The sequence below is a fragment of the Acidovorax sp. NO-1 genome (genome assembly GCF_000238595.1).
Classification (GTDB): Bacteria; Pseudomonadota; Gammaproteobacteria; order Burkholderiales; family Burkholderiaceae_C; genus Acidovorax.
In genome coordinates, this window is sequence record NZ_AGTS01000085.1 from 1 (window position 1) to 7,878 (window position 7,878).

The window sequence follows — 7,878 nt, forward strand, 5'->3', positions numbered from 1 at the left end:
GAATTCACCGAGTCGCCCGCCACGATGAAGTGGTCGAGCACCCGCACATCGACCAGCGCCGCCGCCTGCTTGAGCGTCTGCGTCAGAACTTCGTCGGCACGCGATGGACGGGCAGCGCCGCTGGGATGGTTGTGCACCAGGACCAGGGCGCAGCTGTTTCGAAGCAGCGCATCGCGCACCACCTCCCGCGGGTACACCGATGTCTGGCTCACCGAGCCCCGGAACATCTCGACGTAGTCCACCACGCGGTTCTGCGCATCGAGATGCACCACCGCAAACACCTCATGAGGGAGATTGCCCAGCCGGGCACGCAGAAAGTCCTTCACCACAGCGGGAGAGTCCATCAAGTCGCTGCCGCGCACCTGGGCGGCCAGCAACTGCTGCGCCGCCAGCAGCACCTCGTCGACCTCGGCCGGACGGTACTGGCCCGCGACATCGCGCACCAGCAAGGCGGAAGCGGCAACCGAGAGTGCCTGGAAGGAATCAAGGGAAGAAAACAGATCGTGCTGCATGACCAACTCCAGTGATCGGGCGGGATTGCCCGAGACCGGAACCGGCACGCCGCAGCGCAGCGGTCACAGGTTCGAGGACGGCCGAACGGCCGCCAGCGCATGCAGTGCGCGCAGACCTTGACGGCGAGACCGGTGTGCAAGGATGAAGGGATCAGCAAGCCAGCCCCTCCACAACTGCAGGCGTGAGGAAGGCAAGCGAAGCGCGCAGGCCGGGGGCATGCCCTCGGCCGGAGGCGTCAAGGGATCGGAGCCGAATGGCCGCGACCCAGCACGGGGCGCGGGGCGCAGCCCGCAGAGCCCGACGGCGGTACGCCGGGACGCACTATCGAAATCGACGCACATCATCTTCGGCTACCGACACCAACGAAGACAATCTATCCAGAACAATTCGGACCCACCATGACTACCGCCGCCAGAACCGACACCACTGCCTGGGCCTTCCGTGCCCGGTTTCGCCGGGGCGGTCGGTGGCCGCAAAACGGTCCTTGGTGCAAATCATCATTGAAGGCGTTCGAATGACCAAGAAAGCAGCCATCGCCCTTGCAGTAGCCATTCTGGCGATCGTTGTTTGGGGGTTCTTCATCGATTCGGGATCGACACGGATCGTCATCAACGGTCAGGAGATCACCGGACCGCTCAAAGGTGGCGTTGGTCTGGCGGGTTTGATCGCCGACCTCGTTGCTCTGTTCTGTGTCGCAATCCTCCTGCTCTTTGTGTTTGCTGGAGTCGGCGTGTTTGTCGTGGGTGGCGCCATGTTCGTCGGGCTCGTCTGGGTGGCGCTTTCGCTGCCGTACTTGCTCGTCGTGCTCGTCGTGCTCGTCGTGCTCGTTCCATTGGCACTTGTCTGGGTGTTCATCGCGATCGCGCGAAAGCTTGATGCCAAGTAGCTGCGCGGATTGGCTGCAGAATGTGCTCGCGCCCATGTTGGGAGAGCGTATGCCATTGGCTCGCGCCTCCGCCCGATGAAATGCCATTTTTCGCGGCAACTGATGCTTGATCGATACCAGCGGCCACCTTGAAATCAAGTATCGTGCCGCATGATCTCCCACGGTCGCTACCTCGCCCTCCTCGCTGCGCTGTTCGCCGTGGTGTGGGTCGCGCTCGCCATCGACCCCTGGTACCGGGACGACTGGGCGCTTGAGAACGTGCTGGTCGTCGTGTTCGCGGTCGCGCTGTCGGCGTCGCGTCGCCGCTTTGTGATGTCGCGCCTGTCCTATACGCTGATCTTCCTGTTTCTCTGCCTGCACACGGTGGGTGCGCACTACACCTACGCCGAGGTTCCATACGACGCATGGATCAAGGCGCTGACTGGACGCTCGCTCAACGAAGTGATGGGCTGGGAGCGCAATCACTTCGACCGCCTCGTGCACTTGATGTACGGGCTGCTGCTGGCCTATCCGATGCGCGAGCTGTTCCTGCGCGTGGCCGACGCCCGCGGCTTCTGGGGCTACTTCCTGCCTCTGGACATGACCCTCTCGACCTCTGCACTCTTCGAACTGTTCGAGTGGGCCGCGGCCGAGATCTTCAGCGGCGGGCTGGGGGTGGCCTACCTCGGAACCCAGGGCGACGTCTGGGATGCGCACAAGGACATGTCGCTGGCCGGTCTCGGCGCGTTCATCGCCATGCTGCTGACTGCGCTCATCAACGCCCGCCTGCGCCGCGACTTCGCGCGCGAGTGGCAGGACAGCATGATGGTCAAGCGCGCCGCACCTCTTGGCGAGAGCGAGACCGTGCGCATGCTGCGGTCGCGGGAGGCCGGGCGGTGAACGAGATCGAAGTGCATGTGGCCGAGCTGGAGCAGTTCTTCGACCACATGGACGCGTCGCCGCTCGCGACCCGCAACCTCGATCCGCGCGCCGAGCGCTTCATCGTCGACGCGGCCAAGGACCTGCCGCGCGATGCGGCGCTCGGCCTGGTCGTGCATCTCGAACACCCGTCTTCCGAAACGGCATCCGTCAGCGACGCGGTCCACGCGCATTTCCACCTGCAGGGCGCCTCGGCGCGGCGGCGACTGCGCGAACTGTTCCGCCGCGGCAGGCTCAGCCTGTTGATCGGCCTGGCGTTCCTGGCCGCCACCCTCGCCGCGAGCAAGCTGGCCGAGAACTGGCTCGATCCGGGCGGCATGCTCGAGGTGGTGCGCGCCAGCCTGTCGATCGCCGGCTGGGTCGCGATGTGGCGGCCGATGGAACTATTCCTCTACGACTGGTGGCCGATCCGCGCCGAAGCGCGCCTCTTCGACCGACTGGCGTCCATGCCGGTGCGGCTGATGGCATCGTGACAGTCGGTCTAACTGCCCCGCCGCACGCCCTGCGCAAGAGAGGCCGCATCGCAACCAGACGCGCACCGTGGCCCAACAATCAACCATTCCCTGCAAACGGAGCCCCAGCATGACATGGCACACCCTTTGCGGTTCGGACGAACTGCCCGTAGGCGAGATGAAGTCCTTTATCGTCGACAAGCACAAGATCGTTCTGTACCACCTCAGCGATGGCTTTTTCGCGACACAAGCCAGCTGCACCCACACCTTCGCGCCGCTGGCGCGCGGCAAGCAGCTGGAAGACTGCAAGGTGCAATGCCCGCTGCACCGCGCGCGCTTCGACATCCGCACCGGCGCGGTGCTGGACTGGGCGAACTTCCCGCCGGGCATCCAACTGCTGAACGTCGTGCGCGGCGAAAAGGCGCTGCAGACCTACAAGGTCAGCGTGAAGTCCGGGCAGGTGCGGGTCAGCGTACCGGAAGCCTGAAGAACGCTGCCGCCGGGGCCGGCGCTCAGTCCTCACACCGTTGGTGCACGTAGGCTCCCGGTGCGCCACACAGGCCGTCGCGTCCAGTCAGCTGGCGCGCCGACACCTCTCGGCCGCTGCCCTTGGCCTTGATCCAGGTGTCCCAGGCGGTCCACCACGAGCCTTCGTGTAGCTTGGCTGCGGCTTCCCATTCGTCCGGCGACAGCCACGGGTCACCTGGGCGGCGCACCGCATCGCGCCAGCGTCGGACCGCATGGCCGGGTTCGCTGACGATGCCGGCGTTGTGGCCGCCGCTGGTCAGCACGAACGTGATCTCGGCGTCCGTCAGCTGGTGCAGTTTGTAGACCGAGCGCCAGGGCGCCACGTGATCCTTTTCCGTGCCCACCACAAACATCGGCTGGTGGACATCGTTCAGCGACACCGGCCGGCTCTCTACACAGTAACGCGACTCGGCCAATTCGTTGTGCAGGTACAGGCGCCGCAGGTACTGGCTGTGCATCGCCGCCGGCATGCGCGTGGTGTCGGCGTTCCAGGCCATCAGGTCGTTCGGCCGCAGCGGCTCGCCCATCCAGAGTTCTCGCAGCGTGGCCGACCAGATGAGCTCGCGCGAGTGCAGGAACTGGAAGCTCGCGGCCATCTGCCGGCCCGTGAGGTAGCCGCGCTCGGCCATCATCTCCTCCAGCAGCGCGACCTGGCTTTCGTCGATCAGCACGCCCATCTCGCCGGGCTCGGTGAAATCGATCTCTGCGGCGAGAAAACTCAAGGACGCCAGTGGCGGCAGCGCTTCGGCGTCGGCCACCCGCCCGGGCCGCGCGAGCGCCGCCGAGGCGATGGCCAACAGCGTGCCGCCCAGGCAGTACCCCACCGCATGCACCGCTTCGCCGGGCACACGCCGCCCGATGGCCGCCAACGCGTCGAACACGCCGAGTTGCAGGTAGTCGTACATGTCCAGCAGCGCGTCGCTCTCGTCGGGGTTGAGCCAGGAGAGCATGAACACGGTGTGCCCCTGATTGACCAGCCAGCGCACCATCGAGTCGTGCGGCGAAAGGTCCAGGATGTAGTACTTCATGATCCAGCTCGGCACGATGAACACCGGCTCGGCATGCACGGCGGGCGTCGTCGGGAGGTACTGGATGAGCTCCACCAGGTGGTTGCGGTGCACGACGCGGCCTGGGCTCACTGCCACGTCCACGCCGGGCTCAAAGCGTTGGCCGTGGTCAAACATTTGCGCCAGACCCAGGCGGCGGCGCCAGTCGTCAAAGGCGTGCGCCCAGCCCTCCAGCAGGTTGTCCGCGCGACGTTCCAGCGTGCGTGCCAGCACCTCGGGGTTGGCCAGGCCGGCGTTGGCCGGTGAAAGCATGTCCAGCCACTGGCGCGCGAACATGGCGACGACGTCGCGGTGGTGGGCCGTCATGCCACGCAGGTGGGTGGCGTCGCGCCACCAGCGCTCGGCGTCCAGGTAGTTGCGCACGATCCATGCATAGGGCCACGCCTGCCAGGCGTCGGCCTGGAAGCGCTGGTCATCGGGCCGCTCGCTGGCGCCGCGCGGCAGGTGGCTCTGCGTCAACGCGGCCCTGGCGGAATGGGTGGCCATTCCCAGGGCCTCACTGACGAGCCGCGACGTCTGTGCGGGCTGGGTGGCCAGGTGGAGCGCCCAGTCGGTGGCGGCCAGCGCCAGCGTGATGGGCGACAGACCGCCCCAGAGTTCCGCTGCCTGTGCGTGCAGCAGGCCATCCAGCGCCTCGGCGCGCGCACGCGCCTCCTCGGCGGGCGGGGCGATGGGACAAGCGGGGGCGGGAGCGGTGGCGCGGGACATGGACGGGGGCCGGGGCAGGCAGGGGTGTTACGGCTGCCCAAGCATACCCGGGGCGGCCCACGATCCACAGGGTTCGGTGAACGGCACCTGCACCGCCTGCAGCGTCACATGGGTGATCTCGAACCGGTCATGCAAGCCATCGGTAGCCGCCTGCAGGAATGCGTCGTCCGGATGGCTGCCGGGCATCACCAGGTGGGCTGTTATGGCCACCTGCGAGGTGTCCATGGCCCAGATGTGCAGGTCGTGCACGCGGCTCACACCTGGCAGACCTGCCAGGTAGTCGTGCACCGCCTGCGGGTCCACGCCGTCAGGCACGCCGTCAGGCACGCCGTCAGGCACGCCGTCAAACAGCAGGTGCAGGGATTGCCGGAACAGGCTCCAGGTGCCCCACAGGATCACCGCCGCAATCAGCAGACTGACCACCGGGTCGAGCCAGAACCAGCCCATCCACAGCGTGAGCGCACCGGCGACCACCACGCCGGCCGACACAACCGCATCGGCGGCCATGTGCAGAAACGCGCCCCGGATGTTCAGGTCGCGCTCGCGTCCGCGCATGAACAGCAGGGCCGTCGCCGTGTTCACCACGATGCCGACGCCCGCCACGGCCATGATGGTCAGACCTTCACTGCCCGCCATCGGTTCGGGCGCGAGCAGGCGGCCGACGGCCTCCCAGACCAGCGCTCCCATCGCCACCAGCAGCAGCAAGGCATTGGCGAACGCCGCCAGGATGCTACCCTTCTTCCAACCGTAGGTGTGACGGGGGTCGGGTCGCAGCTTGCCTGCCAGTGCACCGCCCCAGGCCAGCACCAGACCAGCCACGTCGCTCAGGTTGTGCCCGGCATCCGCGATGCAAGGCCAGCGAGTTGATCTTCCAGCCGTAGAAGGCTTCGATCGCCACGAAGGTGATGTTCAGACCGATGCCGATGGCAAAGGCCTTGTTGAAATTGGCGGGGGTGTGGCTGTGCTCGTGTCCGGCACTCATCGCTTGGCCTTTCTCACGCGCGGCGCATCGCGCCCGCCAGATCGGTCCCCGGCGCCACCGTGTTGTACACCGTGCCGTACTTCTTGACGTTGTCGTGCAGCAGGTCGATGCGGCGGTCCGTTTCGTCGGTGTCCACAACGATCTGATAGCAGATGCTGTCCATCTTGGGCGGCACGTCCTGGCGCACACCGTCCACGATCACCTTCACGCCACGCAACTCAAACTTGAGGATGGGCACCACGCGCTCAATGCCTTTGACCATGCAGGCCGACAGCGCCGCGAGCAGCAGCTCGGCCGGGTTGAAGGCGTCGGGGTTGCCGGCCATGTCGGTGTCCAGGCCGATCCGGACCGATTTGCACAAGGACTGGCTCAGGTGGGCATCGATGCGCTCGGACTCGACGTGAAAACGCATCTAGGTGGGGGACTCGTTCATGTGTGGGTTCCAGACAGTTTGGTGTGGCATATCGGGCCATGTTGACACAGCGCGTGTACCATAGTTGCGGGCAACGTATGCCGATTGATGGCCCAGCGACTCGAGCAGCAAAGCTTTGACCGCGCGGCCAGCGTGCTCAGCATCACGCGGGGCGCTGTCTCCCAACGCATCAAGGCGCTGGAAGAATCGCTGTCCACGGTACTGGTCAAGCGCGAACGGCCGGTAGCGGCCAAGCATGCCGGTGAGGTGCTGCTGCGCCATGTGAAGGCGCTGCCTATCCTTGAAGGATCGGCACTCCAAGAACTTGGGCCAACCGCCAAACCACACGCGCCCGTGTCCCTGGCCATTGCGGTGAATGCCGACTCCCTGGCCACCTGGTTTCCTGAAGTGCTCAGGGAGTTGCTCATGGGTCAGTTGGTGGCCCTAGTTGTGATGTTGCAATAGGTTGTTCACCCGACGGCATCTGGGAGACTGGAGTTACCACGCTTCAGCACTCACAGAGGAAACCCGCCGGATGAACAGCCACAAGACTGCCAGATTGACGTTTGAAGGACGCAAATTGCTCATCGAGCGCATTGCCGTCCTGGGGCTGATGCCAGCGGCCGAGGCCGCTGGCATCAGCGTGCGGACCGCCCGTAAGTGGCGCCGTCGCTTCGAAGTGGGCGGAGTCGATGGCCTCATGGACTGCAGCTCACGCCCCGCCAAGACACGCAGCACCATTGATGAGGCACTCGGCCAGCGCATCGAGCAGTTGCGGCGCAGCCGTATGCCCATGCGCCGCATCGCTGCGGTGGTCGGGCGCAGCGTGGCCACCATCAGTCGCTGGTTGGCCAAGCTTGGCCTCTCCAGCCTGAAGGCGCTGCAGCCCGCTGCGCCCGTTTTTCGCTACGAACACGATACTCCCGGGGCCATGCTGCACATGGACACCAAGAAGCTCGGGCGCATCGAGCGACCCAGCCACCGTGTCACCGGCAACCGCCGCGACTCCGTCGATGGCGCCGGCTGGGAGTTCGCCCACGTGGCCATCGATGACCACAGTCGGGTGGGCTTCGTGCAGATGCATGCCGATGAGCGCAAGGGCTCGGCGGTGGACTTCCTGCAAGCCGCCGTTGCCCACTATGCCGCGCTGGGCGTGCGCATCGAGCGCCTGCTGACCGACAACGGCTCGGCCTACCGCTCGCGTCTGTTCGCCAAGACCTGTCAGGCGTTGGGTATCAAGCACTGCTTCACCAAGCCCTACCACCCACAAACCAATGGCAAGGCCGAGCGATTCATCCAGACCTGTCTGCGCGAATGGGCCTACGGCAGAACGTGGCAGCACAGCACCGAGCGCACCGCCTGGCTGCCATCCTTCTTGACTTACTACAACACCCGCAGGCCTCACTCGGCCC

General features: G+C 65.8%; 10 protein-coding genes. 6 read left to right on the plus strand and 4 right to left on the minus strand.

Annotation, left to right across the window (positions count from 1 at the left end):
- Window positions 1-512, minus strand: a 512-nt coding sequence (locus tag KYG_RS13705; RefSeq protein WP_008905508.1) for a JAB domain-containing protein, incomplete at its 3' end; no start/stop codon positions are given.
- A gap of 515 nt (window positions 513-1,027) precedes the next feature.
- On the opposite strand from KYG_RS13705, the gene KYG_RS13710 reads away from it, so the two are divergent.
- From KYG_RS13710 to KYG_RS13725, 4 genes are all read left to right on the plus strand, one after another.
- Window positions 1,028-1,399, plus strand: coding sequence for a hypothetical protein (locus KYG_RS13710; protein ID WP_008905509.1), 372 nt, complete (start codon window positions 1,028-1,030; stop codon window positions 1,397-1,399).
- 150 nt (window positions 1,400-1,549) lie between these two features.
- Window positions 1,550-2,278 carry a DUF2238 domain-containing protein gene (locus KYG_RS13715; protein WP_008905510.1) on the plus strand — a complete coding sequence of 243 codons (729 nt, stop codon included), beginning with the start codon at window positions 1,550-1,552 and terminating at the stop codon, window positions 2,276-2,278.
- Window positions 2,275-2,790, plus strand: coding sequence for a hypothetical protein (locus KYG_RS13720; RefSeq protein ID WP_008905511.1), 516 nt, complete (start codon window positions 2,275-2,277; stop codon window positions 2,788-2,790). The genes KYG_RS13715 and KYG_RS13720 overlap by 4 nt, the downstream gene beginning before the upstream one ends.
- A 109-nt stretch (window positions 2,791-2,899) precedes the next feature.
- The gene (locus KYG_RS13725; protein ID WP_008905512.1) at window positions 2,900-3,256 is read left to right on the plus strand and encodes a non-heme iron oxygenase ferredoxin subunit; all 357 of its coding nucleotides are present in this window, start codon (window positions 2,900-2,902) and stop codon (window positions 3,254-3,256) included.
- 25 nt (window positions 3,257-3,281) lie between these two features.
- Here KYG_RS13725 and KYG_RS13730 read toward each other — a convergent pair whose 3' ends face one another.
- From KYG_RS13730 to KYG_RS13740, 3 genes are all read right to left on the minus strand, one after another.
- Entirely contained in the window at window positions 3,282-5,072 is a 1,791-nt protein-coding gene (locus tag KYG_RS13730) for an alpha/beta hydrolase (protein WP_008905513.1), read from the minus strand.
- A gap of 27 nt (window positions 5,073-5,099) precedes the next feature.
- On the minus strand, window positions 5,100-5,891 hold the full coding sequence (locus KYG_RS13735; protein ID WP_008905514.1) for a cation diffusion facilitator family transporter: 792 nt from the start codon (window positions 5,889-5,891) through the stop codon (window positions 5,100-5,102).
- A 176-nt stretch (window positions 5,892-6,067) separates the two neighbouring features.
- Window positions 6,068-6,466, minus strand: coding sequence for an OsmC family protein (locus KYG_RS13740; protein WP_008905515.1), 399 nt, complete (start codon window positions 6,464-6,466; stop codon window positions 6,068-6,070).
- Between the two features lie 108 nt (window positions 6,467-6,574).
- Between KYG_RS13740 and KYG_RS13745 the strand changes: the two genes are divergently transcribed.
- On the plus strand, window positions 6,575-6,931 hold the full coding sequence (locus tag KYG_RS13745) for a LysR family transcriptional regulator (RefSeq protein ID WP_008905516.1): 357 nt from the start codon (window positions 6,575-6,577) through the stop codon (window positions 6,929-6,931).
- A 70-nt stretch (window positions 6,932-7,001) separates the two neighbouring features.
- On the plus strand, window positions 7,002-7,878 hold an 877-nt coding region (locus KYG_RS13750; protein ID WP_008905517.1), incomplete at its 3' end, for an IS481 family transposase.